Genomic DNA, 26489 nt, shown 5'->3' on the forward strand with positions numbered 1-26489 from the left:
CGCTAACTACGATGCCAAAATAGCCGACAGGTTCCGGGTAATTGATCGAAGGCGGTCGCGTGGAGTGACGGCGGCCGTTCTGCTCGGGCGCAAATGGTCAGTGGGGCGGTGGATTGAGGCGGGTATCCAGGGCAAAGCGTTCTTGCTGGACCACTTCGTACAGCCCCTGGGCCAGTTGCGGGTTCATGACGATGTTCCAGCTGTGTCGGGACACCGTCGAAGGAATCAGGATAAAAGCATGGCGCTCCAGCAGTTCGTCACCAAACTTCTGTTGTCCCAGGCTGGGAGTTCCGGGTATCAGCCAATTGGGGTTGGCAATCTGGCTTGGCACAATCCGTGGGACTCGGGAAGGATCGAGGATACGCGCTGCGGTCAGCACATGGGGGACACAATCAAGGGCGCGAAAGCCTTTATGCACGGCCACTTCGAGGATGGCGGTGGAAGGATCGGCAGAGCCATACACCGCTTTGACCCCTTTGGAGTTCCAGCGACCGCCGCCCAGCTCCGCACCGATACCGCTGAACCAGGTGGCGGCGTGTTCCGAGCGGTCGAGTCGCCAGAAGTACAGTTCGGTCGGCGCGAGTGAGGTAGGACTCAAGAATAAACCCCGTAGTCCATGCGGGTCAGGAAATCATCGACCAGCTCGAAGCCGACTTGGGTGGTCAGCAAATCGATGGGCGCACGGTTTTCCAGGCCAAGTGCGGGTGTGACCATCCAGTTCGCCGCCTCCTGAAGGTCGCCCAGCACACCCTCGGCCTTGCTCAACACCTTGGCCAGGCGCCAGGCACTGCTGCTTTGTTCCGAAGTGAGAGGCTCTGGATTCTTGATCCGCCGCTGCACGGTTCGCTCTGACAGGCCGATGATTTTGCCGAACACCTGCTTGTCCTTGAAGCGCGTGACCGACTGCACAAAGTTGATCACCGCGTCCGACGGAAAGCCTTTTTCAATCAGCTCATGCACCTCAAAGGCGTCATGGGCGCGAGGAGGTCGGTTGCCGAACAGCAGTTGCAGGGGCTTGGTCGGGTCTTGGGACTGGTAGTGATGGGTTTCGCTTTGAGCGGCCATGGAATCACCTCGTTTTGCCATCTGGCGAAAGTATACTGCCAAGTGGCGAAGCTGGCGAATGCTCGCCCAGGCTTTACGCCGAACGGAAAAAGCACCAGGCGCCTGGCCTGGCGGTATTAGCGTCTGGCTCAACGCCCTTCCAGCAACAACCCTGCCTGATCCAGCAACGCCAAAGGGTCTTTGGCCTTGTGGATATCCACCGACAACAACTGGCGGAATTTACGCGCCCCCGGAAACCCGGTACCCAAGCCCAGCACATGCCGGGTGATATGGTGCATCGCGCCGCCCGCAGCCAGGTGTTCGGCTATGTAGGGGCGAAGTTGGGCCAGCGCCTCGGCGCGGGAAATCACCGGCTCTGTGCTGGCAAACAACTGCTGGTCCACTTCGGCCAGCAGGTAGGGGTTGTGATAGGCCTCACGCCCCAGCATCACCCCATCGAAGGTCTGCAAATGCTCGTGACAGGCCTCGAGGGTCTTGATTCCGCCATTGAGGATAATCTCCAGCTCCGGGAAATCCTCCTTCAACCGTGCGGCAACGTCATAGCGCAGCGGCGGAATATCGCGATTCTCTTTGGGCGACAGCCCTTCCAGAATCGCAATCCGGGCATGCACGGTAAAACTGGTGCAACCCGCATCCCGCACCTGGCCAACGAAATCACACAGCTCTTCATAACTGTCACGACCATTGATCCCGATGCGGTGCTTCACCGTCACCGGAATCGTCACCGCATCGCGCATTGCCTTCACGCAGTCAGCCACCAGTCTCGGATGCGCCATCAGGCACGCACCGATCATATTGTTCTGCACCCGATCACTGGGGCAGCCCACATTCAAATTCACCTCGTCGTAACCATGCTCCTGCGCCATCCGCGCGCAAGCCGCCAAATCCGCCGGTGTACTGCCACCCAGCTGCAAGGCCAAGGGATGCTCGGACGGGTTATGCCGCAAAAACCGCTCGTGATCGCCATTGAGCAGCGCACCGGTGGTGACCATCTCGGTGTAGAGCAGGGCATGTTTGGACAGAATGCGCAGGAAGTAGCGGCAGTGGCGGTCGGTCCAATCCATCATCGGCGCCACAGAAAAGCGGCGGAATAGTGTTTGGCTTGGACTCTCTTGAGTTGACACTTGATCTTGTTCCATTTCGCTCGGCGAGTATTAGGCTGTTTTTAGGTGCTTTCTGAACCTGTCGTTCAATACATCATCCAAAGCCTATCTGGCTGATTTTAGCTGAGGTGAATATCAACATTAGGGCTTACGTCAAAGGTATACAGGTGTACGGTTTGTATCGGATTTTTATGTTGTTTTGCTTAAGTATACCAAAAAAAGACATTGTTTTACATTGGAATAACCAGTGTGGAATTTATTGGTGGGTAGGCGGTGCGGAGTTCGTTTGTCGCGATTCAGGGCTCAAACCATGAGCGTCCGAAGAGGATTGATGCTTAAAAAATGATTTAAATATAAGTGTTGTTTTTAGTTTTGCGGTAAGTTTTTTGGATTGGTAGGGCTTGATTTTGATTGTTGGAGGGCGTGTTAAGGTGTATTTGCCATCACTCGAAAAACAAGCCGTATTCAGTTTTTTGAAATTAACTGGCCTGGTTGAGTTTCGAGTGGTGACAAGCTCGATGAATTTTATTTTTCGGGTTTTTTTGAAGTGTTGGCCAGCTTTTTTCCGCGACCCAGTCGAAGAAGCTTTGAAGCTATATTTCTTGCGGTGTTGTCGAAAGTGCTAATAATTCTACGGCCGACTTCTTCTGGCCTACCGTTAAAGGAGGTGACGTGAAAATAGTCGTGATTGTCAGGTGAGGTTTTTGAAAAATAATAGTTTGAAACGCAGCATCGTGGAAGTTCGACTTTGACTGGGCTTACAGAGTGCCAAGAGTTTTTGTTTGTCTCCATTACAACAAGGCGGTTGAATTTTGATGTTATGGTTTTTTGTATTTTTACCTTTTCGTCCCATAACTCAAAGTTTCCGCCGTTTTCCAAGGCCCAATCTGGCGAAACGTAATATAGCATATTCAGTCGGCGGTAGAGGTTCCTTGCCCCATCGTGGCTATTGTCAATATGAGGGTTAAGGAAGTCATCTTTAAACATCATCGAGAGTCCGCCAGCATAAAGCGTTGGATCTGGAATGATGTCCTTAAATCCAAGAAGAGACGCTACTTTGTTTACAACGGAGGGGTGTTGCATGCCATAAGTAATTGTACTGAGTATTTCGGGTCTGTCGTCAAGAGTAGCTAAGGTTTTTTTCTTTTCCCGAAATGTATTTTTATCAAAAAATCCATCTGCATTACGCGGGAACGCATCATAAATGGCAGTGGCGAAATCATTGGGAAGAAAATTGTCAATGATTAGATGGCGAGTCTTGGTTCCTTCCGGGTTGTTCCATTTTTTGGTAATTTCTTCACTAAGCTCATCTAGGCGATCAACTATGAGAGAAGCAACGCGCTGGGTATCCATCATTGTCCTTTTAATCGAGGGTTGAAAATATTTCTCTATTTTCTATGAGGTAGTAAAAGTTACAAGAAAATTAGTAGTTCGGTATAAAAATTCAACAGGGGCTCCTGAGCAACAGGGCGCTCAGATTTTGCTTGCATCTAGCGTACTGATTATAGAGCTTCCATGAGAAGGGGAGAAGTCAGGGCTGCGGAAACTCAGGCTCCTTTTCAGAACTGCTTCGTGGCTCGCTATCAGTGGCCCCAAGCTCCCCTCGATCCGTCTGCTCTAAAGCCCCAACCCTTCCTCAACTACCGTCAGCAAGTTGTCTTCATTGAACTCCACCGGCTCCTGCCGTGGCCGCCCCGTTTGCGGAGTCGAGTGAATCATCCAATGCCCTTCGCCATGATCGCTGGCGGTGCGCAGCAGGTATTTTTCCTGGCCTTTGGCATGGATGTCGATGCGTCCGGTGGCACCCGGGATGAAGCGTGCGATGGGGTCGAAGGTGATGCTGGTGTGGTTGCCTTCGAGCACCAGTTGATCGATGGCGTAGTTGAAGGTGGCGCCGGAAGGCGTGCTCTCGAAGACCCGGGTGGCGTTGCGGCGGATGCCCAGGCCGGCCTCGGACACGGGCGTCAGCCAGGTTTCGATCTGCTGGTACAACTCGTTGACCTGGACGGGCCAGAGTTCGATGGTTTTGTCTGCGCTGGCCTCCTTGTCGGCGCGGCCTTGTTGTTTTTGCTTTAGCTTGGCAGCGAGCTCATCAGCCTTACTCATTCCGATTTCCTATCGTGTGGTGAGTGTGGGGTAGCGCCTCAAGTTACTGCACCTTGGCCTGCGCTGGCCAGTCCGCCAAGCCGACTGTTGACCGCCGGGGTTCATTTGCCCGCTATCGGCCCTTACGCTAAGCTCACCGACATCAAGGGATTTGGGCGCTGGCTCATGCCTTCCCCTTCAGGATGATGCTTTTGCCTATCCCCATTCATGACCCGCACTCCACCTCCGATGGCTCGCTGAAACGCCTCCCTCTGCTCAAGGCTGCGGTGGCATTTATCGCGACGGTTTGCCTGTGCCTGTGTGGTCTGTTGTACCTGCAGTTGGAACAGTCGCGGCGCCATGATCTGGCGATGGCGGAGGTGGTGTCGATCAACCTGACGCGCGCCATGGCGCAGCAGGCGGAAGACACCTTTATGGAGGCCGAGTTGGTGCTGACCAGCCTGGCCGAGTGGGTCCAGGCTGATGGCTATGAAGGGGCGGCCGCCGCACGATTGCACAGTACCTTTTCCCGGCGAGTGCAGGCGCTGCAACAACTGAGCGGGCTGTTCATGTTCGACAAGCATGGGCAGTGGGTGGTGACATCCTTCGATGATCTGCCGCGTGGGGAAGGGGTAGCGGACCGTGATTATTTCCGCTTTCACCAGCAGAATGCCTCGTTGCTGGTGCATATCGGCCCGGCGATTCGCAGTCGGGAAAACGGCGAGTGGATCATTCCCCTGTCGCGCCGGATCAACGATAAGCAGGGCAACTTCCAGGGCGTGCTGATGGCCGGGATCAAGTTGGCTTACTTCGATCAGTTCTTCAAAAGTTTCAATATCGATGACGACGGCACGATGTTCCTGGCCTTGTCCGATGGCACCTTGTTGACGCGTCGGCCTTTTGAAGAGCGGCAGATCGGTGCTTCGCTGAGCCGTGGCGAAATTTTCCAGAAGTATTTGCCCAACTCGCTCTACGGCAACGCGATGATCACCTCGGTGGTGGATGGCGTGGTCAGGTTGTATGGCTATCGGCAGCTGGAGGCCTACCCGCTGGTGGTGGCCGCCGCAACGTCAAGGGACGCGATCCTCAAGGGCTGGTACGCCACGGCTTATCAGTCCAGCGTGATTGTGGCCCTGGTGGTGCTCGGTATCGGCTTGTTCGGCTGGGTGTTTGTGCATCAGGTGCGTGACGGCCAGCGTATCGAGGCTGACCTGCGCAAGGCTCAGGAGGCGCTGGAGGTGATTGCCACCCATGACAGCCTGACCGGGCTGGCCAACCGGCGGCTGTTCGAGCGGGCCCTGGAAATCGAGTTCGGGCGCGGAGCGCGCCAGTCAAGCCCGCTGAGCCTGATCATGCTCGATATCGATTACTTCAAAAGCTACAACGACACCTACGGCCACGTCGCGGGAGACCATTGCCTGACCGAAGTGGCGCAGGTCTTGAAAAACTGCTGCCAGCGCAAGGCCGACCTGGCGGTGCGCTACGGTGGCGAAGAATTCGCGGTGCTGTTGCCGGACACTGATATCCAGGGCGCCCTGACCATCGCCGAGCAGATTCGCCACCGGGTCATGGAGCAAAATATCGAGCACGGTGGTTCTCCCACGGGTCGCCTGACGGTGAGCCTGGGCTGCTACGCCTTTGTGCCTCGAGGGGCGGACAGTATCGAGGCCTTTATCCAGCGCGCGGACGCAGCGCTGTATCAGGCCAAGAAGGGAGGGCGCAACCGGGTGGAGGTGCTGTCCATGGAAGAGGCGGCCGCGCCACTGCTGCGTTCTGATCGCTAGCCCTGTCCCTCCACCTGCTGCGCGAGTCTGCTTTCCAGTTGCCGGCGTACTGCGGGCCATTCATCGTCAATGATGCTGAAACGCACCGAGTTGCGCTTGCGGCCGTCGGGCATGATCCGCTCATGGCGCACGATGCCTTCCTGTTGGGCCCCGAGGCGCAGGATGGCCTGGCGCGATTTCTGGTTGATTTCGTCAGTGGTGAATTGCACCCGTACGCAGTCCAGGGATTCGAAGGCGTAGCGCAGCATCAGGTACTTGGCCTCGGTGTTGACGAAGGTTCGCTGCCAGCGGCTGGCGATCCAGGTACTGCCGATTTCCAGCTTGCGGTGCTGGCGGTCGACCTTCCAGAAACGCGTGCAGCCGATCACCTGACCGGTGGTTTTCAGCACCGTGACGTAGGGCAGTACCGTTCCGGCATCCCGCCCGCTCAAGGCCTGTGCGATGTAGGGGTGGACCGTATCCCGCGAAGGCACCACGGTGAATGGCAGGTTCCACAGCTCGCCATCTTGCGCGGCGTCGACCAGGGCCTCGGCGTCGCTGGGCAGCAGCGGGCGCAGGATGATTCGCGGGCCTTCCAGGGTTTGCATGCGGGGCCTTCTCATTCGGGGGCGGGCAGACGGTATTACAGGCAAGCGCGGTGGCCTTGGCAAGATCCAATCCAGGGCCAATGCCATAAAACTGATTGGCTAAATCAATTGTCGAGCCGTGCCCGTTATGACTTATACATAGCCCGCGATTCCCAAGACTGGCCCGCCATACCTTCGTAATACCTTGTGGACAAGGACCGCACTATGAGCCAACCCGCTGTGATGGACTTCGACCTCTACCTGCACCAGCTCGGCTTCGATGCCGCACCCGCGCCGACCCTGGACACCTTGCGCCGGCTGCAACTGCGCCACACCAGCACCTTTGCCTTCGAAAGCCTGTCGACCCTGCTGCGGCTGCCGGTGCCCATCGATTTGCCGACGGTCGAGAAAAAAATCCTGCATGACGGCCGTGGCGGCTATTGCTACGAGCTCAATCAGATGTACCTGGCACTGCTGCAGCATCTCGGGTTCCAGGCCCGGGGCATTACCGGGCGCGTGGTGCTGGGCGGGCCGGAAGATGCCCTGACTTCGCGCACCCATCGCCTGGCGCTGGTGACCCTCGACGACGTGCAGTATTCGGTGGATGTCGGGTTTGGCGGCATGGTGCCAACTGCTCCGCTGCGCCTGGACACCGATGCGGAGCAGGCCACGCCCCACGAGCCGTACTGCATCGTCCGGCGCGATAGCGGTTATGCATTGCGCGCCAAGGTCATGGGCGAGTGGCGACCCATGTATGTGTTCGATCTGCAGGTGCAGGGCGACGCCGACTACGAGATGGGCAACTGGTACGTCTCGACCCACAGCCGCTCGCCATTTCTCGGGCAATTGAAAGCCGCGCTGACCGGTGACGGCTGGCGCCGGACGCTCAACAACGGCAGTTATGCCCTGCACCGCATGGGCCAGCCCAGCGAGCGGCGACAGATCAGCGATGCGGATGAACTGCTCGACCTGCTGCAGCGCGAGTTTCGGATCCGCTTGCCGCAGCACCCGGCGTTGCGCGAGGTGGTTGCGCAACTGATCAGCGAACCCGCGGCGGTGTGACTGACACTGGGCAGGCGGACGCCTCCAGTCGCTCTCGGCCCTAAGGGTCTTCAGCGTAGGCGTCGACGCGCAGGTAGATAAAGTCGATGTCCTGCAATGATTCACGACGGTTGACCGGGGTTTCTCCTGAGCCCATGAAGACCGAGTAACCGATTTCGGTATGCGGATCGCGGAAGAAGCCCGGGGGCGCATCCCAGATGCAGCAGGAGCGGCGCAGCGGCTTCATGGAGAAGCGTTCGGCGGCATAGCGCTCAGCGTTGTACACCTCGCGCCCCGGCAGGCGGTAGGTGGCCCGGAACGGGGCGCCCTGGAGCTCGGGCTCCTGATGACACTCGAGAAACTCCAGGTAGGCAGGCTTGCCGCCAGCATTCGCCAGAAAGTCATCGCAGCTCAGTTCTGCGTGGGCGCTACTGATCAGCAGCAGGAGCGCCACCGGCAGCCAGCGGGTCCATCTACGTCGGTTCAATGTGGGGTTTCCTGGGCCGGGGCCCTTACCAGGGGTCGAATGTCCATTTCCCGCTTTTACGGTCCAGGCGCCGGCAGCGCATGCCCAATCGCGGGCTGACCAGGGGCCAGTGCCGGGGGCGCAGGGTGAAATAAAAGCGGTAGTGCTCAAGTCCTTCGATGGTCAGGTAAAAGTGCCGATCATCCTGCCACTCCACCTCTTCCAGGTAATACGAGCTGTACCAGCGTGTCAGCGTGCGGTGGGCCAATACCCGTTGCAAGTCGAGGCTGACCAGCACCACCAGGACAGCTTCTTCGACCCAGTAGTCGAGCTCGGTAATCAGCACATAGCCCAGTGCGGTCAGGTACTGACGCCGCAGAAGCCGGCCCGGAATACGCAGCGCGGACACTTGCCCGTCGACGATCAGGAGCGCATCGGCGGGGTCGGTCTGCGGCGAGCCTTGGTGGGGCTGCAGGGCGAATCGTTCGATCGTTTGCATGAGTCGAGGCGAAGAGGGCGAGGCGGCATTCTAGCAGGGCTCAGCAGCCAGTGATTTATATCCTGGGCCCGGATCGTTGCTCGTCCGGAGCCACTTGGACGGGAGTAGCGAAGCATCAGTGGGGTGTTATGGCACAAAAGCCGTCCTGTATTGTCCGACAAACTGTATACAATTGTATGGACAGTTGTCTTGGATGTTGAATACAGTGTGCCCATAACAAAAACAGGGAACCCCAAACCATGACTACCCCCCTCGATTCACAGCCGCGCCCGGAAGATGAAAACCTGGGTCTGGGCGCCAACATGGCCTACGGCCTGCAACACGTGCTGACCATGTACGGTGGCATCGTTGCGGTACCGCTGATTGTCGGCCAGGCGGCCGGGCTGTCTGCGGCGGAAATCGGTCTGCTGATCGCTGCGTCGTTGTTCGCAGGGGGGCTGGCAACCTTGCTGCAAACCCTGGGCATTCCATTCTTTGGCTGCCGTTTGCCGCTGGTTCAGGGGGTGTCCTTCGCCGGCGTCTCGACCATGGTGGCGATTGTCAGCAGTGGCGGCGAAGGTGGTTTTCAGTCGGTGTTGGGGGCGGTGATCGCCGCTTCGTTGATCGGGCTGCTGATTACTCCGGTGTTCTCGCGTATCACCAAGTTTTTCCCACCGTTGGTGACCGGCATTGTCATCACCACCATCGGCCTGACGCTGATGCCGGTGGCCGCGCGCTGGGCCATGGGCGGCAACAGCCGGGCGGCGGATTTCGGCAGCATGTCCAATATCGGTCTGGCGGCAATCACCCTGGTGCTGGTGCTGCTGTTGAGCAAAATCGGCAGTGCGACCATTTCTCGCCTGTCGATCCTGCTGGCGATGGTGTTTGGCACGTTGATCGCGGTAATGGTCGGCATGGCGGACTTTTCCGGCGTGACCCAGGGGCCGATGTTCGGCTTGCCAACCCCCTTCCACTTCGGCGTGCCCACCTTCCATCTGGCGGCGATTCTGTCGATGTGCATCGTGGTGATGGTGACGCTGGTGGAGACCTCGGCCGATATTCTCGCGGTCGGTGAAATCATCAATACCAAGGTCGATTCCAAGCGCCTGGGCAACGGCCTGCGGGCCGACATGCTGTCGAGCGTGCTGGCACCGATCTTCGGTTCCTTTACCCAGAGCGCCTTTGCGCAGAACGTCGGGCTGGTGGCGGTCACCGGGGTCAAGAGCCGCTTCGTGGTGGCCACCGGCGGGGTGTTCCTGGTGATCCTCGGCCTGCTGCCATTCATGGGGCGGGTGATCGCTGCCGTACCGACCTCGGTACTCGGTGGCGCCGGTATCGTATTATTCGGCACCGTGGCGGCCAGCGGCATTCGCACCTTGTCCAAGGTCGACTACCGCAACAACGTGAACCTGATCATCGTTGCCACCTCCATTGGCTTCGGCATGATTCCGATCGCGGCACCCAACTTCTACGATCATTTCCCCAGCTGGTTCGCGACTATCTTCCATTCCGGCATCAGTTCGTCGGCGATCATGGCGATTATCCTCAACCTGACCTTCAACCATTTCACCACCGGCAACTCGGATCAGCAGTCAGTATTTGCCGCGGGCACCGAACGCACCCTGCGCTTCCAGGATCTGGCGGCGCTGCGCGAGGGCGATTACTTCAGCGATGGCAAGTTGCACGATGCCGAAGGCAATGAAGTGCCGGTGGTGGTCGAGCCGGTTGGCAAGGCGGGCGCACATGGGGCGGAAGGGCCGGCGGTCGGCCATGCCAGAAGCGCAGCCGAGACCAGCAAGGTCTAGGTGCGTCCGACAGCAGTGAAGCCTGAGCAAACCGGCGCCCCCAAGGGCGTCGGTTTTTTGTTCATGGGGTTGCAGGCGCTTGCTGCTCGGGCGCGGGTTCGGCGTCGTCAGCATCGTTGCCACCGTAGTGGTCGCCCAGTTTCAGGCGTTTTTCTTCGACCCAGCCGCTGTAGTCCTGACCGTCCTTGGCGATGTACATCACCTGCGCCCAGCCGCTTTGGCTGGAGGCATATACCGTCAGGCTGTCACCCGGGATGACAAACAGCTTCTTGTTGATGCAGACCGGGCTGGGAGCACTGTGGAAATACAGTCGGCCCTGGTCGATGACGGTGGCCTCCAGGGGCGGACGATAGCTGCCAGCCTCCAGGGACGCGTTGTCGCCCAGGGTGTCGCAATCAATGGTTTCGGCCTGGGCGACAGCCAGGGGCAGCAGGCTGAGCAGCAGGCAGGACGGCAGCAGGCGCAGGGATCGGTCCATCGGTATGGGTCCAGGGCGAGGGGGCGGGTGGCGCGATAGTAGTGACAAAAGCCGAGGCTGCCCACCCCGGCCACATGCCCTTTGGCTGGCGCGTATTACTCCGTGATCTGTTGCGCCTGGTGTTGCCTGAGCAGCGAGCAGGCAAACAGCACCACCACTGCTGCGGCAGCCGCGAGGGTCAATGGCAAACCATGGGAGCCGCCGCTCATGGCGGCGCCGCTGAGCAGCGGCCCGAGCAGGCTGCCGATGCCCCATAGCAGGCCGGCACTGGCATTGGCCGTGACCAGGTCCGGGCCGCTGAATTTTTGCCCGATCAGGATGATTGCCAGGGTATACACCCCGCCGGCCGCAGCCCCGAGTACCACCAGGCTGGGCCAGAGCAGTGCCGGATAGCCGATCAGCAGCGGCAGGCCCAAGCCGATCAGCAGTGACACCAACCCGCAGCCGAGGTAGATGGCGGCGCGGCCGGTCTTGTCCGATAGCCAGCCCAGGGGAAACTGAAACACCGCGTCGCCGAGCAGAATGATGCTGACCATCAAGGCTGCGAGCTTGATGCTGTAGCCGTGGCCTGCGGCATAGACCGGGAACAGCGAGAGAATCACCGTATCGAAGAACGCGAAGAACAGGATGCCCACGCACAGGGCCGGCGCTACACGGATGAAGCCGAGCACCGAAAAGGTCTTGCTCTGGGTGTGATCGGCCAGGATGTGCTGATGGGGCAGGGTCAGCCAGATCACCGCGATGGCCAGTACATAGCCGGCGAGAACGATGGCCAGCACCTGGGGGCCGTCGGTACCCAGCAGGGCGACCAGGCCGGGACCGATCAATTGGAACACCGTGAAGCAGGTGGTGTAGACCGCGATGATGCGCCCGCGGGTGGCCTCTTCGGCCATTTCATTGACCCAGGTTTCCCCGAGGATGATGATCAGACCGGCGCCGAGGCCCATGACAATGCGCGCCATGCCCAAGCCATAGAGGCCGACGCCGGGAATCTCCAGCAGGGCGATGCTCAAGGCGCACAGGCTGAAGCACAGCAGGTAGATCTGCCGCCGACTGAGTTTCAGGCACAGCCAGTCCACCAGGAAGGCCGAGAGCATCATCCCGGCGGCCGGCAGTGCCGACATGATGCCGATCTGTGCATTGGAGGCGCCGGCCTGGTACAGGCGTAGCGCAATCACCGGTACTGTCGAGCCGATGCTGAGGCCGACGATCGAGATGCCGAGAATAAGTGCTGCTAATAGTTTGCTGTTCATAAAAAGTGCCTGTGCCTGGGTTATCAGGCATCGAGGTTGTTCCATGGTCTGGCCGCAAGGGCCGGGCCTGTACATGACTGCCGGGCAAGGCGCTTTTCTGGACGCAGCACGAGGTTCCGAAGCGCGGGGGCGCTAGCGGTTTCGGGTTCTGCGGTGAAAGGCGTCAACAGCTTTGATCCGTGGCATCAGGGCCGCCGGGTATCAAAGTCGCGCGGGGTTCAGTCGCAACCGTGGGTGGCGTGGTGCGGCGAGAAGGTGAAGGCGAACAGCACGCTGCGGCGCCGGCGATTGATCGCGCAGTCGTGTCGGGTAACGGCGAGGATGTCCGTTGGGCTCATTGAGGTAAAAGCGCAAGCGGATAGGGCAGGGACATACATCGGATTGGTCGGGTCGGATTAAAAGAGTCGCACAGCCTACGCCAGGCCTGGATGGCAAAGCAATTGCGGGTATCGAGAGCACGGTGGTCTACGTGTAATTGCCATCAGAATGCCTTTTCGGTTAAATTGAGATTGGTTCTCAACTGCGTATCATTACCATGTCCTCCGGTGCCTCTCCACCCGAAGCTCCTCAGTCCATCACCAGCCTGTACTGTGACCACCATGGTTGGTTGGTGCGCTGGTTGCGGATGCGCCTGGGATGTTCTCATCAGGCGGCAGATATGGCCCAGGACACCTTTGTGCGGTTGCTGCTCAGTGAACGCAAAGGCCCGGCCACTCCTCTGCTGCAAAAGCCTCGCTACTACCTGGCGACTATCGCACGGCGAGTGATGGTCGACAGTTTCCGCCGCAGAGCGCTGGAGCAGGCTTATCTGCAAGCGCTGGCCCAGCAGCCGGAGGCCTATGCGTTGTCACCTGAAGACAAGCTGCTGATGGTCGAAGCGCTGCATGCGGTGGATGCCATGCTCGACGGCTTGGGGCGCAAGGTGAAACAGGCGTTTCTCCTCTCGCAATTGCAAGGCATGGGCTACAAGGAAATCGCCGCCAGACTGGGAGTATCGGTCAGTTCAATTACCCAGTATGTGGCCAAGGCTTCCGAGCATTGCCTGTTGTTCGCCCTGGAATCCGAGCTGTGACTGCCGACGAAAAACGTCAGGCATTGCGCGCTGCAGCACAATGGTTAGCCCGCCGCTCGGGGGCGCCAGACGATACGGCGCTGCAAGACGCCTGGCGCCGCTGGTGCATGGAAACCCCGACCAACCACTGGGCCTGGCAGCGAGTTGAGCGACTGCAACTGCAATTGGGCAAACTGCCGAGTGCCATGGCGTACGAGGTGCTCGATCACGCGCCTGTCGCGCTGGCGCAGCTGAACCGTCGTTCACTGCTCAAAGGAATCATCGTGATCGGTGGTGTCAGCGGTCTGGGGTGGTCCGGCTACCGGCAGGCGCCCCTGTGGATGGCTGATCAGCGCACCGCGATCGGCGAGCGGCGCAGCCTGCAATTGGCCGATGGCACCCGGCTGACCCTCAACACCTCGACCGCTGTGGATATCCAGTTCGACGCCCAAGTGCGCTTGATCAAGCTGCGGGCCGGGGAAATCCAGGTCCAGACCGGCAAAGACCCGCGGCCCTTTATCGTGCGTAGCGCCCAGGGTGATATGCAGGCGTTGGGCACCCGGTTTGACGTGCGGCAGCATGCCGGCACTACCACGTTGAGCGTGTCGGAACATGCGGTGCAGGTCCGCCTGGGTAACGGTCGGACTCAAAGGGTCGACGCCGGGCAGACGATGAGTTTCAGTCGCGACGATTTCGGCCCACTGCAAGCGGCGGCGCCGGGCAGTGACAGTTGGGTGGAGGGCTTGTTGCGGGTTGACGACTGGCCCTTGCAGCGTCTGCTTGGCGAGTTGAGCCGCTATCGTCCGGGCTACCTGGGCTGCTCGGACGACGCAGGCAGCCTGGTCCTGTCGGGTGTGTTCCCGCTGGACAACACCGAGCTGGCCCTGGCCGCCATCGCTCGTGCACTTCCGGTGCAGGTGCTCCAGCGCACCCGCTACTGGACCCGTGTGCTGAAGAAAACCTGATCGGCAAAAAAATCACTCGGGTCTCTGTAGAAAGGCCCGAGCCTGTTCGACCTACTCCTGAACTTATAAAACTCTGCCAAACATTTCAGGAGCTTTCATGTCCCCCCGGCAAATCAACTACCTTGATGATCGCCCCTATCGGGCTCGCAAATCGCCGCTGGCCAAGGCCATTCTCTGCGCAAGCCTGGCCTTGCCGTGCATGCTCCTGACGCCCATGGTCGTCAACGCCGGGCAGGCTCAGCCCAGTACCGAACAGCGAAGCTTCGGGATCCCGGCAGGCCCGGTGGGGGCGGCGATTACCCGCTTCTCCGCAGAGGCCGGGGTGGTGGTGTCGTTCGATGCCAGCTTGGCCGCCGGGCGCAAGACTTCCGGGTTGAATGGCGCCTACAGCATCGAGCAGGGGTTCGCCGTATTGCTCGAAGGCAGCGGTCTGCGGGCACAGAAGATTGATGCAAGAACCTATCTGGTCTCCCGCCTGGAGCCTAACGGAGCATTGGATCTTGGCGCCGTCCGCATCGATGCCCAGGAAATGGAGGGCACGACTGAGGGGACGGGCTCGTACACCACGGGTGTGACCAGCACCGCGACCAAACTGAACCTGTCACTGCGCGAAACGCCGCAGTCGGTCAGCGTTATGACCCGCCAGCGCATCGACGACCAGAACTTGCGCAGTATCGGGCAGGTGCTGGAACAGACGCCCGGAATCAACGTGCAAAGCCCGGGCAGTGACCGGCTGTATGTTTTCTCCCGGGGTCTGGCCATTGATAACTATCAATATGACGGCATGCCCACCACGTCCTTTGCCTTCACCCAGGCCTTGCCGCAATCGCTGTCCGACATGGCGATCTATGACCGGGTCGAGGTGCTGCGCGGGGCTTCCGGGTTGCTGTCCGGCGCCGGTGATCCTTCCGGCACGATCAACCTGATTCGCAAAAAACCGACCTCGACGTTTCAGGGGTACATCAGTGCCGGCCTGGGCTCCTGGAACCTGTATCGCAGCGAAGTGGATGTGTCCGGCCCACTCACCGAGAACGGTGCTTTGCGCGGGCGTGCAGTGGCGGCCTATCAGCAGGGCAACAGTTTTACCGATCATCTGCAGCAGGAAAAAACCATCCTCTATGCAGTGATGGAAGCTGATGTGAGCGACAGCACGCTGCTGACCCTGGGTGTCGAGTACCTCGACAATGACCCGCGTGGGTTCTCCACCACCGGGTTGCCGTTGCTCGACAGCAGGGGCAATCGCCTGCACACCTCGCGCAGCGATAACCCTGCCAGCCGCGACAGCAGCAATCGCCAGGAATCGGTGAACACCTTCGCCTCGATCGAGCACAAGCTGGCGTATGACTGGACCTTGAAAGTCTCCGCCAACGCCATGTATGGCACTCGGGATTACGACTCGATCATCGTCGGTACCACCACCGGTTTCGTTAACGCGCAGACCGGCAGCGGCCTGAGCTACACCGCAACCAAGGGTGACAACACCCAGGAACAAAAAGGCCTGGATATCATGTTCTCGGGCCCGTTCCAGTTCATGGGGCGCGAGCATGAGTTGGTGTTTGGCTTCAACTTCCAGGACTACGAAAACCGCCGCAACGGCTTTGGCAACCTGCTGGCCAATGGCACCAGCAACAACGGCGTCAGTGGCAAACCGGTGAATATCTACAGCTGGGACAACTACGCGCCCCGCGCTGCCTACAATTTCAAACGCGAAGACGACAACATCGACCAATGGCAGAATGGCGCCTACCTGGCGACTCGTCTCAAGCCCACCGATGAGCTATCGCTGATCCTCGGGGCACGGGTAAGCAACTACCGCTACGATGCCTCGCTGCACTACAACGTGGCCAACATGGTGGCCTATAACACCGACGATACATTGCGGGTCAACAGCGAGGTTACGCCCTATGCCGGCGTGGTTTACGACCTGACTCCCAACCACTCGGTCTATGCCAGCTACACCAGCATCTTCAAGCCGCAGCCGTACCGCACCAGCGCGGGAAAGATGCTGGATCCCCGGGAAGGCAACAACTACGAGATCGGCCTCAAAAGTGATTACTACGACGGTCGGCTGAACACATCCATCGCGTTGTTCGAAGTCGATCTGGAGAATGATGCCGTGGCCGATGGCATGGTCGCTGGCAGCGATACATTGACGGCCTATGTGGCGAAAAAGACCAGGACCCGGGGCGTCGATCTGGAAGCCAGCGGCGAGTTGCTACCGGACTGGAACCTGGCTGCCAGTTACAGCCACAGCGTGGTCAAGGACGATGACCACGAGCGGATCAAAACCACGATCCCTGCCGATCTGCTGAAAATCTGGACCACCTACCGCCTGCCCGGCGAGTTGGATCGCCTGACCATAGGCGGGGGTGTGAACTGGCAAAGCGGGATCCACATGACGATCGATAGCGGGCGCCTGCCTGCCCCGACACAGGTCAAGCAGGGCGACTACGCCACCGTGAACCTGATGACCCGCTATCAACTGACGCGCCGGTGGTCGGCTACGGCCACGGTCAACAACCTGTTTGACAAGAAGTACATCAGTTCCCTGGATAGCAACTTCTACAGCGGCTCATACGGCGAGCCGCGCAACTTGATGGTGAGCACCAAATACAGCTTCTAGGCCGGTAGCCGCTTCGTGGGCGAGGGGTAACCTCCCTCGTCTGCGATGGCCCGTGACCGGTTTGGGCTCATTCAGCGCAACGCTGTTTAAAGCGGCGAGCAACCAGCGCCAGGCCGAAACGAAAAAAACCGCCAGAAGGCGGGTTTTTTGGTGGTTTCAGAGCTTTTGAAAGCCTTCTCTGCAACCTTGTATGGCTCCACGACCTGGACTCGAACCAGGGACCCAGTGATTAACAGTCACTTGCTCTACCAACTGAGCTATCGCGGAATGCGCCGTATCTTACTGATTGGAAAAGAGAAGTCAAGCGCGAGAAGCGATTTTGTCGGTGCTAGGGGTGTCAACCGTCGCGCGCGCGGCGGTTAAGGGTCAATCGGCAGTTGGCGGTTACCAGAACGGCGGTAGCGGTCTACCATGGCGCCCCGGAAGTGGTTTCACGCGCTGCCGGCCTCAAGCCGCAAAGGTACGCTTTATGACCCGCTTCATGGTTTCACCCGTTGCACCTGCCATTTCCAGCGCCCTGTGGGAGGTGTTCGCATGAGCATCGACCAGATCAGTCTGCCCAAAGGCGTAGGTCCACAGGCCAGCAAGTTGTGGGACGCCATTACCCAGGCCGGCACCGCCGAGGATCTGAATCGCGCCGGGGGCAAGGCCGAGGGTTTTGTCCTGGGCCTGGAAAGCGCCAAGGCGATCAAGAGCCAGGTTGCCGAATCCTTGTATGTCGCCTTTGACGACGCTGCCAGCCAGCGTGCCGCCGAGCTGGCTGGCTGAGTTTCTCAGCCGCCGAAGGTGAGGGTGCCCAGCATGAACTTGGCGGCCAGTGTGGTGGCAGCCAATTGCACCAGCCACAGCGCCAGGCCGCCGAGAAACACCCCCAGGGCAACTTGCAGTACCAGGCTTTTTTCACGCTTTTGCTGGCGTGGGATGAAATGGTCAAGCTCGTCGCGGTCTGCCCGCAAGTCATCGTTTTTCATAGGCATTCTCGACAGGGAGAGGAGGCGGATCGTGGTAGAAGCCGGCTTCTACAGGTGAGCGTAGTGTGGACTAAAAAGGGGAAGCCGATTGGCTTCCCCTTTTTGGTGTTGCCGGGTTGGACTCAGATCACCTGCACGATGGCCTTGGTCACGGCTTCGATGTTGTTCTGGTTCAGCGCGGCGACGCAGATGCGGCCGGTGTCCAGGGCATAGATGCCGAACTCGCTGCGCAGACGCGTCACTTGTTCAACGGTCAGGCCGGAGTAGGAGAACATGCCGCGCTGGCGACCGACGAAGCTGAAGTCGCGCTGCGGCGCGGCCTTGGCCAGCATGTCGACCATTTGCATGCGCATGCCACGAATGCGCAGGCGCATTTCTGCCAGTTCCTGCTCCCACTGGGCGCGCAGTTCCGGGCTGTTGAGGACCGCGGCGACGATGCTGGCGCCGTGGGTCGGCGGGTTGGAGTAGTTGGTGCGGATCACGCGTTTGACTTGCGACAGTACGCGGGCACTTTCTTCCTTCGACTCGCTGACGATCGACAGCGCGCCAACACGTTCGCCATACAGCGAGAACGATTTGGAGAACGAGCTGGAAACAAAGAAGTTCAGGCCCGATTCGGCGAACAGGCGCACGGCGGCGGCGTCTTCGTCGATGCCATCGCCAAAGCCCTGGTAGGCCATGTCGAGGAACGGCACCAGGTTTTTCGCCTTGACCACTTCCAGCACGTCTTTCCAGTCGGCCGGGCTCAGGTCGACGCCGGTCGGGTTATGGCAGCAGGCGTGCAGCACCACGATGGACTGGGCGGGCAGGGCGTTGAGGTCTTCCAGTAGGCCGGCACGGTTAACGTCGTGGGTGGCGGCGTCGTAGTAGCGGTAGTTCTGCACCGGGAAACCGGCGGTTTCGAACAGCGCGCGGTGGTTTTCCCAGCTTGGATCGCTGATGGCGACTACGGCATTGGGCAGCAGCTGCTTGAGGAAGTCAGCGCCGATTTTCAGGGCACCCGTGCCACCAACGGCCTGGGTAGTGATGACTCGACCAGCGCTGATCAGCGGCGAATCGTTACCGAACAGCAGTTTTTGCACGGCTTGGTCGTAGGCAGCGATACCGTCGATCGGCAGGTAGCCCCGGGAAGCATGTTGGGCTACGCGAATCGTCTCGGCTTCGACAACGGCGCGCAGGAGTGGAATTCGCCCCTCCTCGTTGCAGTAAACACCGACCCCCAGGTTGACCTTGTTGGTACGGGTGTCAGCGTTGAATGCTTCGTTGAGGCCCAGGATTGGATCGCGTGGTGCCATTTCGACAGCGGAGAACAGGCTCATTTTTACGGCGGCTCTGAATGGAGTGTGGAGGGACGTGTCGCGCTCCAGCCGAATGCACTAGAGCGGTGCACAAACGGGGAGCTAGTATAGAGGCCATCACTGCGGGCGGCGACAGGCGATTGAGCTTTTGCCGCAAGTTTTTCGGTTTATTTTTCGACCGTTAGTCTTATTGCAACGTCAAAGGCGTTAAGGGGTGTAGGACCTTTGCCTTGAAAGCGGTGGTATTTGCCACCACATCTAGGACAATCCCCGTTTCCCCGGCGACAGTCGTCGTTCGCGGTCTTTCTCATTCCTGCCTGGCCACCCCCCGGCCCAGGAGTGAATCCAGAGGTATGTTATGTCCGACTTCCAGCTAGTCACCCGCTTCGAGCCCGCCGGCGATCAGCCGGAAGCCATTCGCTTGATGGTCGAGGGCATCGAGGCCGGGCTGGCGCACCAGACGCTGCTGGGTGTGACCGGCTCGGGCAAGACCTTCAGCATTGCCAACGTGATTGCCCAGATCAACCGCCCAACCCTGGTGCTGGCGCCGAACAAGACCCTGGCCGCGCAGCTGTATGGCGAGTTCAAGGCGTTCTTCCCGAATAACGCGGTGGAGTACTTCGTTTCCTATTACGACTACTACCAGCCCGAAGCCTATGTGCCATCGTCCGACACCTTTATCGAGAAAGACGCCTCGATCAACGACCACATCGAGCAGATGCGCCTGTCCGCGACCAAGGCGCTGCTGGAGCGCAAGGACGCGATCATCGTCACCACCGTGTCCTGTATCTACGGCCTGGGGAGTCCGGAAACCTACCTGAAAATGGTCCTGCACGTGGACCGCGGCGACAAACTCGACCAGCGCGCCCTGCTGCGCCGCCTGGCCGACCTGCAATACACCCGCAATGACATGGACTTCGCCCGTGCGACCTTTCGTGTGCGCGGCGATGTGATCGACATCTACCCGGCGGAATCCGATCTGGAAGCGATCCGCATCGAACTGTTCGATGACGAGGTCGAGAGCCTGTCGGCCTTCGACCCGCTGACCGGTGAGGTCATTCGCAAACTGCCGCGCTTCACCTTCTACCCCAAGAGCCACTACGTGACGCCGCGGGAAACCCTGCTCGACGCCATCGAGGGGATCAAGGTCGAGTTGCAGGAGCGCCTGGAGTACCTGCGTTCCAACAACAAGCTGGTGGAAGCCCAGCGTCTGGAGCAGCGCACCCGTTTCGATCTGGAGATGATCCTCGAGCTGGGTTACTGCAACGGCATCGAAAACTATTCGCGCTACCTCTCGGGCCGCCCCTCGGGTGCCGCGCCGCCGACCTTGTATGACTACCTGCCGGCCGATGCCTTGCTGGTCATCGATGAGTCCCACGTCAGCGTGCCCCAGGTCGGCGCGATGTATAAGGGCGACCGTTCGCGCAAGGAAACCCTTGTGGAGTACGGCTTCCGCTTGCCGTCGGCACTGGACAACCGGCCAATGCGCTTTGACGAGTGGGAAAGCGTCAGCCCGCAAACCATCTTTGTCTCGGCCACCCCGGGCAACTATGAGGCCGAACATGCCGGCCGCGTGATCGAGCAGTTGGTACGGCCCACCGGTCTGGTGGACCCGCAGATTGAAATTCGCCCGGCCCTGACCCAGGTCGACGACCTGCTGTCGGAGATCACCAAACGCGTGGCCCTGGAGGAGCGCGTGCTGGTCACCACCCTGACCAAGCGTATGTCCGAGGATTTGACCGACTACCTGGCCGACCACGGCGTCAGAGTGCGTTACCTGCACTCGGATATCGATACCGTGGAGCGGGTCGAGATCATTCGCGATCTGCGCCTGGGCACCTTTGATGTGCTGGTGGGGATCAACCTGCTGCGTGAGGGCCTGGACATGCCCGAGGTGTCGCTGGTGGCGATTCTGGATGCGGACAAGGAGGGTTTCCTGCGCTCCGAGCGCTCGCTGATCCAGACCATCGGCCGCGCTGCGCGCAACCTCAATGGCCGGGCGATTCTCTATGCCGACCGGATCACCGGTTCCATGGAGCGGGCGATTGGCGAAACCGATCGTCGCCGGGAAAAGCAGATCGCCTTCAACCTGGCCAATGGCATTACCCCCAAGGGCGTGTTCAAGGATGTCGCCGACATCATGGAAGGCGCCACCGTGCCAGGTTCGCGCAGCAAGAAGCGCAAGGGCATGGCCAAGGCGGCCGAGGAAAACGCCAAGTACGAAAACGAACTGCGTTCGCCGAGCGAGATCACCAAGCGCATCCGCCAGCTGGAAGAGAAGATGTACCAGTTGGCCCGCGACCTGGAGTTCGAGGCCGCCGCGCAGATGCGCGATGAAATCGGCAAGCTGCGTGAGCGTCTGCTCGCCGTTTGATTGGTTGTGGGGCAGGGCTCCCGTGGCAAGGGAGCGTGCTCGCGCCAGGCTGCAGTGCAGTCCTGTCTAGTGCGCTTCCCCCGCCTTCACGCCCGCCGGCAAGGCCTTGGTCAGCAACACCGCGAGCATGCTGATGCCCAGGGCAATCCCGACAAAATGAAAGGCGTCGTTGTAGGCCATGATCTGCGCCTGCTGGTGGGTGATTTCGCTGAGTTTGCCCAGCGCTGCGTTGTCACTGCCGAACTTCTCGGCCAGGCTCGCCAGGCGCTCGGCCACTTGCGGGTTGCTCGGGACAATGGCTTCGCGCAGGTAGTCGAAGTAGGTCTTGGTTCGCGCATCCAGCAGGGTGGCCAGCAGGGCAATCCCGATCGCGCCGCCCAGGTTGCGCAGGATATTGAACAGGCTCGACGCCGACCCTGCGTCCTGTGGCTGTATGTAGGCGGTGGCAATCAGCGAGATGGTGACCATGATCAGCGGCTGGCCCAGGGCGCGGATGATCTGGATCTGGTTGAACTGCGGCCCGGCGAAGTCCGGGTTCAGCACCCCGGAGGAGAAACTCGCCAGGCCGAACAGGCCGAAGCCCAGGGTGCATAGCCATTTCGGCGAAATGTACTTCATCAGCTTGGGCACCAGCGGAATCAGGAACAGCTGGGGAATGCCCATCCACATGATCACCTGGCCGATCTGCAGGGCGTTGTAATTCTGAATCTGCGCCAGGTACAGCGGCAGCAGGTAAATCGAACCATAGAGGCCGACCCCCATTCCCAGGCTGGAAATGCTCGCCAGGCCGAAATTGCGGTTGCGCAGGATGCCGAGGTTGATCAGCGGGTTGGGCTTGGACACCTGGACGATGACAAAGGTGATCAGACTGAGCAGCGCGATGCTGCCCAGGGCTACGATCAGGTTCGATTCGAGCCAGTCCTTGCGGTGGCCTTCCTCGAGAAACACCTGCAGGCATCCCAGCCCCACCCCCAGGGTGAAAATGCCGGTGTAGTCGGTGCTTTTCAGCAGTTCCCAGTGCGCGGCTTTCTTCTCCAGGCCATACAGCAGGCCGGCGATCATGATCAGGCCCGGCGGGATGTTGATATAGAAGATGTACTCCCAGCCCCAGTTTTCCGTGAGCCAGCCGCCGATGGTGGGGCCGATGGAGGGGGCGAAGGTGGCAGTCATGGCGAACATCGCCATGCCTTTGGCGCGGTGATGTTCGGGGAGCTTGATCAGGGTCAGGGTGAACGCCAGCGGGATCAGCGCGCCACCAGTAAAACCCTGCAGGGCGCGGAACACGATCATGCTCTCCAGGCTCCAGGCCATGGAGCACAGCAGCGACGCCAGGAGGAACCCCACCGAGACCCAGACCGCCAGCCGGCGTGCCGACAACAGCTGCACCAGCCAGGCGGTGAGGGGGATCATGATGATCTCCGCCACCAGGTAGGAAGTGGAAATCCACGAGCCTTCCTCCAAGGTGGCGGACAGCGCGCCCTGGATGTCCTTGAGCGAAGAGTTGGTGATCTGGATGTCGAGCACCGCCATAAAGGCGCCGAGCATCACGCTCATGACGGCAATCCAGTCGCGCCGAGTCGGTTCGCCGACCGGGCGCAGCAGTTGGTCACCGGCCATCGACAGGGTCTTTGATATTCACATTGACGGTGACCGACATGCCCGGGCGGATCTTGCCGTGCAGCGGGTTGTCGGCGGCGAAGGTCAGCTTCACCGGAATGCGTTGCACCACCTTGGTGAAGTTGCCGGTGGCGTTGTCCGGTGGCAGCAGGCTGAACTGCGCGCCGGAGGCGGCGAACAGGCTCTCGACCCGGCCCTCGATCGGTGTGTCGCTGTAGGCGTCGAAGATCAGCTCGGCTTTCTGCCCGGGCTGCATATGGCCGATCTGGGTTTCCTTGAAGTTGGCCTGAATCCAGATGTCCTGGTCCGGGACGATCGACAGCAGGTAGGCGCCGGCCTGGACGAACTGGCCGTTGCGGGCGGCGCGCTGGCCGATCAGGCCGCTGATCGGGGCGTGGATTTCGCTCCGGGTCAGGTTCAGTTCGGCCTGGGCCAGGTCGGTGCGGGCGTTGGCGATCTGCGCGTCGAGGCGCTTGATCTCGGCGTTCAGCGCATTGACCTGCTGGCGCTGGCCTTGCAGGTCGGCCTGGGCCTTGGCCACTTGCGAACGGGCAATATGGCTGTCGGCGGAGAGGGTGGTGACCCGCTCTTCCGAGACGTACCCGGGCTTGCGCAAGGTCTGTGCGCGGGACAGGTCGATTTGCGAGCGGCCAAGGCTGGCCTGGCTCGACTCTACCTGGGCTTCACCGGCGGCGATCAGGCTGGCTTGCTGGGTCAGTTTGCTCATGGCTTGCAGGCGCTCGGCTTCGCGAGTGGCCAGCGCGGCATTGGCGCGGTCGACGGCGAGGTGGAAGTCATCGCCTTCGAGGCGGACCAGTAATTGGCCTTTTTCCACGTGCTGGTTGTCCTGCACCAGCACCTGCTCGATACGTGCCCCCAATTGGCTGGAGACGCGGGTGATCTCGCCCTGGACGTAGGCGTTATCGGTGCTCTCATAAAAGCGCCCCTTGAACCACCAATGGGCGAAAAAGCCGAGGACGATGATCACGACCAGAAACAGGAAAACAAACAGGCGACGCTTGAGTTGGGCAGGCATGGGCAGGCTGGATTCAAAAAGTGTAAGGAGATATATCCGTGGGCGAATTTGGCATATAGCCACCTAGGGGTAAATGCCACAGCAAGATAATCGCCGTTGCAACGGGGCTACAGTGGTTTGTAGGCGCAACCTTGGCTTAAATGCCCTCCTGACTGGAGCCGGGTCGGCATCGCCTGTTACCATTCGCCCCCTGTTTGATCTCCGCTTTTATATCCTTTCCGAGACATGCCATGACCACCGTCCGCACGCGCATCGCGCCATCGCCCACTGGGGATCCCCACGTCGGCACCGCTTACATCGCTTTGTTCAACTATTGCTTTGCCAAGCAGCATGGCGGTGAGTTCATCCTGCGTATCGAAGACACCGACCAGTTGCGTTCGACCCGCGAGTCCGAGCAGCAGATTTTCGATGCCTTGCGCTGGCTGGGCATCACCTGGGCCGAAGGTCCGGACGTTGGCGGCCCCCACGGCCCGTACCGCCAGAGCGAACGCAGCGACATCTACAAAAAGTACACCCAGCAGTTGGTGGACATGGGCCACGCCTTCCCGTGCTTCTGCACCGCTGAAGAGCTGGACCAGATGCGCGCCGAACAACAGGCCCGGGGCGAAACCCCGCGCTATGACGGCCGTGCACTGTTGCTGTCCAAGGAAGAAGTGGCCCAGCGCCTGGCCGCCGGCGAGCCCCATGTCATCCGCATGAAAGTACCGAGCGAAGGCGTATGCGTGGTGCCGGACATGCTGCGCGGCGATGTCGAGATCCCGTGGGATCGCATGGACATGCAAGTGCTGATGAAGACCGACGGCTTGCCGACCTACTTCCTGGCCAACGTGGTCGACGACCACCTGATGGGCATCACCCACGTCCTGCGTGGCGAAGAGTGGCTGCCATCGGCGCCGAAACTGATCTTGCTCTACGAGTACTTCGGCTGGGAACAACCGCAGCTGTGCTACATGCCGCTGCTGCGTAACCCGGACAAGAGCAAGCTGTCCAAGCGCAAGAATCCGACCTCGGTGACCTTCTACGAGCGCATGGGCTTTATGCCTGAGGCGATGCTCAACTACCTGGGTCGCATGGGCTGGTCGATGCCGGACGAGCGCGAGAAGTTCTCACTGCAGGAAATGGTCGACAATTTCGACCTGTCCCGTGTCTCCCTGGGTGGGCCGATCTTCGATATCGAGAAGTTGTCGTGGCTCAACGGCCAATGGCTGCGTGACCTGCCGGTGGAGGAGTTCGCCAGCCGTGTGCAGCAGTGGGCGCTGAACCCCGAATACATGATGAAGATCGCGCCGCTGGTGCAGGGCAGGGTGGAGACCTTCAGTCAGGTCGCGCCCCTGGCCAGCTTCTTCTTTGCCGGTGGCGTGAACCCGGACGTGAAGCTGTTTGAGTCGAAGAAACTCTCGGGTGACCAGGTGCGGCAGTTGATGCAGTTGATCCTGTGGAAGCTCGAAAGCCTGCGCCAGTGGGAGAAGGATGCAATCACTGCGACTATCCAGGCCGTGGTTGAATCCCTGGAATTGAAACTGCGCGATGCGATGCCACTGATGTTCGCCGCCATCACCGGCCAGGCGAGTTCGGTCTCGGTGCTCGATGCCATGGAGATCCTCGGTCCGGACCTGACCCGTTTCCGTCTGCGCCAAGCCCTTGATTTGCTTGGTGGTGTGTCGAAGAAAGAAAACAAGGAATGGGAAAAGCTGCTGGGCGCTATCGCTTAACCCGGCTGTTGTAACGGCCAAACCCCGGTTTTCCGGGGTTTGCTCGGTAAGTGATTGTTATCTCGGCAAAAAATTTTGAAAATTGTTGAAAATAAATTTGACAGGTTTCAAATACGCCATTAAGATTCGCCCCGTCCTCACCGACGAGGGGCTATAGCTCAGCTGGGAGAGCGCTTGCATGGCATGCAAGAGGTCAACGGTTCGATCCCGTTTAGCTCCACCAATTTACAGGTTCAAGGTCTGGCCACACCGTCCTTGAATTCGATCAGACTCAGCCTGATCACGTTGTATAGAAGGTTTGTGTCCCCTTCGTCTAGTGGCCTAGGACACCGCCCTTTCACGGCGGTAACAGGGGTTCGAGTCCCCTAGGGGACGCCAGTTTTACAGAAGTGATGTTGCAAGATGTCACTCCGCCGCGAGGCGAAAAATCTGGGGCTATAGCTCAGCTGGGAGAGCGCTTGCATGGCATGCAAGAGGTCGACGGTTCGATCCCGTCTAGCTCCACCAATTTTACAGTTCAAGGTCTGGCCACACCGGCCTTGAATCGATCAGCACTCAGCACTGATCAGTTGTATAGAAGGGTTTGTGTCCCCTTCGTCTAGTGGCCTAGGACACCGCCCTTTCACGGCGGTAACAGGGGTTCGAGTCCCCTAGGGGACGCCAAGTTTACCCGCTCTGCGGGATTTTTAAGGGTCATTCAATTATTGAATGGCCCTTT

The 26489-nt window shown here is 59.9% G+C and carries 23 protein-coding genes and 5 tRNA genes; 13 read left to right on the forward strand and 15 right to left on the reverse strand.

Annotated features, from left to right (window positions below):
• Positions 1-97 precede the first annotated feature (97 nt).
• The 5 genes from JFU57_RS17935 to JFU57_RS17955 all read right to left on the reverse strand — a co-directional run bounded on the left by JFU57_RS17935 (position 98) and on the right by JFU57_RS17955 (position 4274).
• On the reverse strand, positions 98-598 hold the full coding sequence (locus JFU57_RS17935; RefSeq protein ID WP_201130252.1) for an RES family NAD+ phosphorylase: 501 nt from the start codon (positions 596-598) through the stop codon (positions 98-100).
• Positions 595-1065 (reverse strand): type II RES/Xre toxin-antitoxin system antitoxin, encoded by a 471-nt coding sequence (parS, locus tag JFU57_RS17940; protein WP_078471239.1) that lies wholly within the window; start codon positions 1063-1065, stop codon positions 595-597. The genes JFU57_RS17935 and parS overlap by 4 nt, the downstream gene beginning before the upstream one ends.
• A gap of 128 nt (positions 1066-1193) precedes the next feature.
• On the reverse strand, positions 1194-2204 hold the full coding sequence (gene dusA, locus JFU57_RS17945; RefSeq protein ID WP_201130254.1) for a tRNA dihydrouridine(20/20a) synthase DusA: 1011 nt from the start codon (positions 2202-2204) through the stop codon (positions 1194-1196).
• A 489-nt stretch (positions 2205-2693) separates the two neighbouring features.
• Positions 2694-3521 (reverse strand): 2OG-Fe(II) oxygenase, encoded by an 828-nt coding sequence (locus tag JFU57_RS17950; RefSeq protein WP_201130256.1) that lies wholly within the window; start codon positions 3519-3521, stop codon positions 2694-2696.
• Positions 3522-3785: 264 nt separating this feature from the next.
• Positions 3786-4274, reverse strand: a complete 489-nt coding sequence (locus JFU57_RS17955; RefSeq protein WP_201130258.1) for a hypothetical protein — start codon at positions 4272-4274, stop codon at positions 3786-3788.
• A 191-nt stretch (positions 4275-4465) separates the two neighbouring features.
• Between JFU57_RS17955 and JFU57_RS17960 the strand changes: the two genes are divergently transcribed.
• A complete protein-coding gene (locus JFU57_RS17960) occupies positions 4466-6037 on the forward strand; it encodes a sensor domain-containing diguanylate cyclase (protein WP_201130260.1) in 1572 nt (523 codons plus the stop codon).
• Here the strand turns inward: JFU57_RS17960 and JFU57_RS17965 are convergent.
• Complete coding sequence (locus tag JFU57_RS17965; protein ID WP_201130262.1) at positions 6034-6624, reverse strand: GNAT family N-acetyltransferase; 591 nt, start codon at positions 6622-6624, stop codon at positions 6034-6036. The two genes, JFU57_RS17960 and JFU57_RS17965, sit on opposite strands and share 4 nt — an antisense overlap.
• A gap of 204 nt (positions 6625-6828) precedes the next feature.
• Between JFU57_RS17965 and JFU57_RS17970 the strand changes: the two genes are divergently transcribed.
• Entirely contained in the window at positions 6829-7665 is an 837-nt protein-coding gene (locus JFU57_RS17970; RefSeq protein WP_078471244.1) for an arylamine N-acetyltransferase family protein, read from the forward strand.
• Between the two features lie 40 nt (positions 7666-7705).
• On the opposite strand, the gene JFU57_RS17975 is transcribed toward JFU57_RS17970, so the two are convergent.
• Together JFU57_RS17975 and JFU57_RS17980 are read right to left on the reverse strand one after the other, a co-directional pair.
• Positions 7706-8131 (reverse strand): DUF4952 domain-containing protein, encoded by a 426-nt coding sequence (locus JFU57_RS17975; protein ID WP_201130264.1) that lies wholly within the window; start codon positions 8129-8131, stop codon positions 7706-7708.
• A gap of 25 nt (positions 8132-8156) precedes the next feature.
• On the reverse strand, positions 8157-8609 hold the full coding sequence (locus JFU57_RS17980) for a hypothetical protein (protein WP_201130265.1): 453 nt from the start codon (positions 8607-8609) through the stop codon (positions 8157-8159).
• Between the two features lie 239 nt (positions 8610-8848).
• Between JFU57_RS17980 and JFU57_RS17985 the strand changes: the two genes are divergently transcribed.
• Positions 8849-10393 carry a nucleobase:cation symporter-2 family protein gene (locus JFU57_RS17985; protein ID WP_242487476.1) on the forward strand — a complete coding sequence of 515 codons (1545 nt, stop codon included), beginning with the start codon at positions 8849-8851 and terminating at the stop codon, positions 10391-10393.
• Between the two features lie 61 nt (positions 10394-10454).
• Here the strand turns inward: JFU57_RS17985 and JFU57_RS17990 are convergent, their stop codons facing one another.
• Positions 10455-10871: an SH3 domain-containing protein gene (locus tag JFU57_RS17990; RefSeq protein ID WP_201130266.1), complete on the reverse strand. Its 417-nt coding sequence runs from the start codon at positions 10869-10871 to the stop codon at positions 10455-10457.
• A 95-nt stretch (positions 10872-10966) separates the two neighbouring features.
• Positions 10967-12124 (reverse strand): MFS transporter, encoded by a 1158-nt coding sequence (locus JFU57_RS17995; RefSeq protein WP_201130267.1) that lies wholly within the window; start codon positions 12122-12124, stop codon positions 10967-10969.
• Positions 12125-12659: 535 nt separating this feature from the next.
• Here JFU57_RS17995 and JFU57_RS18000 point away from each other — a divergent pair.
• From JFU57_RS18000 to JFU57_RS18010, 3 genes are all read left to right on the forward strand, one after another.
• Entirely contained in the window at positions 12660-13196 is a 537-nt protein-coding gene (locus tag JFU57_RS18000; RefSeq protein ID WP_201130268.1) for a sigma-70 family RNA polymerase sigma factor, read from the forward strand.
• The gene (locus tag JFU57_RS18005) at positions 13193-14140 is read left to right on the forward strand and encodes a FecR domain-containing protein (protein ID WP_201130269.1); all 948 of its coding nucleotides are present in this window, start codon (positions 13193-13195) and stop codon (positions 14138-14140) included. Before JFU57_RS18000 ends, JFU57_RS18005 begins: the two co-directional genes overlap by 4 nt.
• 97 nt (positions 14141-14237) lie before the next feature.
• A complete protein-coding gene (locus JFU57_RS18010; RefSeq protein ID WP_201130270.1) occupies positions 14238-16763 on the forward strand; it encodes a TonB-dependent siderophore receptor in 2526 nt (841 codons plus the stop codon).
• Positions 16764-16954: 191 nt separating this feature from the next.
• Here the strand turns inward: JFU57_RS18010 and JFU57_RS18015 are convergent.
• Positions 16955-17030 (reverse strand) — tRNA-Asn (locus tag JFU57_RS18015).
• 267 nt (positions 17031-17297) lie between these two features.
• Here JFU57_RS18015 and JFU57_RS18020 point away from each other — a divergent pair.
• Complete coding sequence (locus tag JFU57_RS18020; protein ID WP_078471253.1) at positions 17298-17531, forward strand: hypothetical protein; 234 nt, start codon at positions 17298-17300, stop codon at positions 17529-17531.
• A 5-nt stretch (positions 17532-17536) separates the two neighbouring features.
• Here JFU57_RS18020 and JFU57_RS18025 read toward each other — a convergent pair whose 3' ends face one another.
• Both JFU57_RS18025 and JFU57_RS18030 read right to left on the reverse strand, forming a co-directional pair.
• On the reverse strand, positions 17537-17734 hold the full coding sequence (locus JFU57_RS18025; RefSeq protein ID WP_078471254.1) for a hypothetical protein: 198 nt from the start codon (positions 17732-17734) through the stop codon (positions 17537-17539).
• A 122-nt stretch (positions 17735-17856) separates the two neighbouring features.
• Positions 17857-19053 carry an amino acid aminotransferase gene (locus tag JFU57_RS18030; protein WP_078471255.1) on the reverse strand — a complete coding sequence of 399 codons (1197 nt, stop codon included), beginning with the start codon at positions 19051-19053 and terminating at the stop codon, positions 17857-17859.
• A gap of 337 nt (positions 19054-19390) precedes the next feature.
• Here JFU57_RS18030 and uvrB point away from each other — a divergent pair, with 337 nt between their 5' ends.
• Positions 19391-21406: an excinuclease ABC subunit UvrB gene (uvrB, locus tag JFU57_RS18035; RefSeq protein WP_078471256.1), complete on the forward strand. Its 2016-nt coding sequence runs from the start codon at positions 19391-19393 to the stop codon at positions 21404-21406.
• Between the two features lie 66 nt (positions 21407-21472).
• On the opposite strand, the gene JFU57_RS18040 is transcribed toward uvrB, so the two are convergent.
• Both JFU57_RS18040 and JFU57_RS18045 read right to left on the reverse strand, forming a co-directional pair.
• Positions 21473-23023, reverse strand: a complete 1551-nt coding sequence (locus JFU57_RS18040; RefSeq protein ID WP_078471257.1) for an MDR family MFS transporter — start codon at positions 23021-23023, stop codon at positions 21473-21475.
• Positions 23013-24059, reverse strand: coding sequence for an HlyD family secretion protein (locus tag JFU57_RS18045; RefSeq protein ID WP_078471258.1), 1047 nt, complete (start codon positions 24057-24059; stop codon positions 23013-23015). The genes JFU57_RS18040 and JFU57_RS18045 overlap by 11 nt, the downstream gene beginning before the upstream one ends.
• 230 nt (positions 24060-24289) lie before the next feature.
• Between JFU57_RS18045 and gltX the strand changes: the two genes are divergently transcribed.
• The 5 genes from gltX (at position 24290) to JFU57_RS18070 (ending at position 26434) form a co-directional block, all read left to right on the forward strand.
• Complete coding sequence (gltX, locus tag JFU57_RS18050) at positions 24290-25771, forward strand: glutamate--tRNA ligase (RefSeq protein ID WP_167662435.1); 1482 nt, start codon at positions 24290-24292, stop codon at positions 25769-25771.
• A gap of 147 nt (positions 25772-25918) precedes the next feature.
• A tRNA-Ala gene (locus tag JFU57_RS18055) sits at positions 25919-25994 on the forward strand.
• Between the two features lie 79 nt (positions 25995-26073).
• Positions 26074-26149: transfer RNA gene (locus JFU57_RS18060), tRNA-Glu, on the forward strand.
• A gap of 53 nt (positions 26150-26202) precedes the next feature.
• Positions 26203-26278, forward strand: a tRNA-Ala gene (locus JFU57_RS18065).
• A gap of 80 nt (positions 26279-26358) precedes the next feature.
• A tRNA-Glu gene (locus JFU57_RS18070) sits at positions 26359-26434 on the forward strand.
• Positions 26435-26489: the final 55 nt, after the last annotated feature.

Source organism: Pseudomonas sp. TH07, from assembly GCF_016651285.1.
Lineage (GTDB): Bacteria > Pseudomonadota > Gammaproteobacteria > Pseudomonadales > Pseudomonadaceae > Aquipseudomonas.

Excerpts from the sequence above, each read along its gene's own strand:
- parS (WP_078471239.1), bottom strand. The coding sequence starts at position 1,065 with ATGGCCGCTCAAAGCGAAACCCATCACTACCAGTCCCAAGACCCGACC.
- dusA (WP_201130254.1), bottom strand. The coding sequence starts at position 2,204 with ATGGAACAAGATCAAGTGTCAACTCAAGAGAGTCCAAGCCAAACACTA.
- JFU57_RS17950 (WP_201130256.1), bottom strand. The coding sequence starts at position 3,521 with ATGGATACCCAGCGCGTTGCTTCTCTCATAGTTGATCGCCTAGATGAG.
- JFU57_RS17955 (WP_201130258.1), bottom strand. The coding sequence starts at position 4,274 with ATGAGTAAGGCTGATGAGCTCGCTGCCAAGCTAAAGCAAAAACAACAA.
- JFU57_RS17965 (WP_201130262.1), bottom strand. The coding sequence starts at position 6,624 with ATGCAAACCCTGGAAGGCCCGCGAATCATCCTGCGCCCGCTGCTGCCC.
- JFU57_RS17970 (WP_078471244.1), top strand. The coding sequence starts at position 6,829 with ATGAGCCAACCCGCTGTGATGGACTTCGACCTCTACCTGCACCAGCTC.
- JFU57_RS17980 (WP_201130265.1), bottom strand. The coding sequence starts at position 8,609 with ATGCAAACGATCGAACGATTCGCCCTGCAGCCCCACCAAGGCTCGCCG.
- JFU57_RS17985 (WP_242487476.1), top strand. The coding sequence starts at position 8,849 with ATGACTACCCCCCTCGATTCACAGCCGCGCCCGGAAGATGAAAACCTG.
- JFU57_RS17990 (WP_201130266.1), bottom strand. The coding sequence starts at position 10,871 with ATGGACCGATCCCTGCGCCTGCTGCCGTCCTGCCTGCTGCTCAGCCTG.
- JFU57_RS17995 (WP_201130267.1), bottom strand. The coding sequence starts at position 12,124 with ATGAACAGCAAACTATTAGCAGCACTTATTCTCGGCATCTCGATCGTC.
- JFU57_RS18000 (WP_201130268.1), top strand. The coding sequence starts at position 12,660 with ATGTCCTCCGGTGCCTCTCCACCCGAAGCTCCTCAGTCCATCACCAGC.
- JFU57_RS18010 (WP_201130270.1), top strand. The coding sequence starts at position 14,238 with ATGTCCCCCCGGCAAATCAACTACCTTGATGATCGCCCCTATCGGGCT.
- JFU57_RS18020 (WP_078471253.1), top strand. The coding sequence starts at position 17,298 with ATGAGCATCGACCAGATCAGTCTGCCCAAAGGCGTAGGTCCACAGGCC.
- JFU57_RS18025 (WP_078471254.1), bottom strand. The coding sequence starts at position 17,734 with ATGAAAAACGATGACTTGCGGGCAGACCGCGACGAGCTTGACCATTTC.
- JFU57_RS18030 (WP_078471255.1), bottom strand. The coding sequence starts at position 19,053 with ATGAGCCTGTTCTCCGCTGTCGAAATGGCACCACGCGATCCAATCCTG.
- uvrB (WP_078471256.1), top strand. The coding sequence starts at position 19,391 with ATGTCCGACTTCCAGCTAGTCACCCGCTTCGAGCCCGCCGGCGATCAG.
- JFU57_RS18040 (WP_078471257.1), bottom strand. The coding sequence starts at position 23,023 with ATGGCCGGTGACCAACTGCTGCGCCCGGTCGGCGAACCGACTCGGCGC.
- JFU57_RS18045 (WP_078471258.1), bottom strand. The coding sequence starts at position 24,059 with ATGCCTGCCCAACTCAAGCGTCGCCTGTTTGTTTTCCTGTTTCTGGTC.
- gltX (WP_167662435.1), top strand. The coding sequence starts at position 24,290 with ATGACCACCGTCCGCACGCGCATCGCGCCATCGCCCACTGGGGATCCC.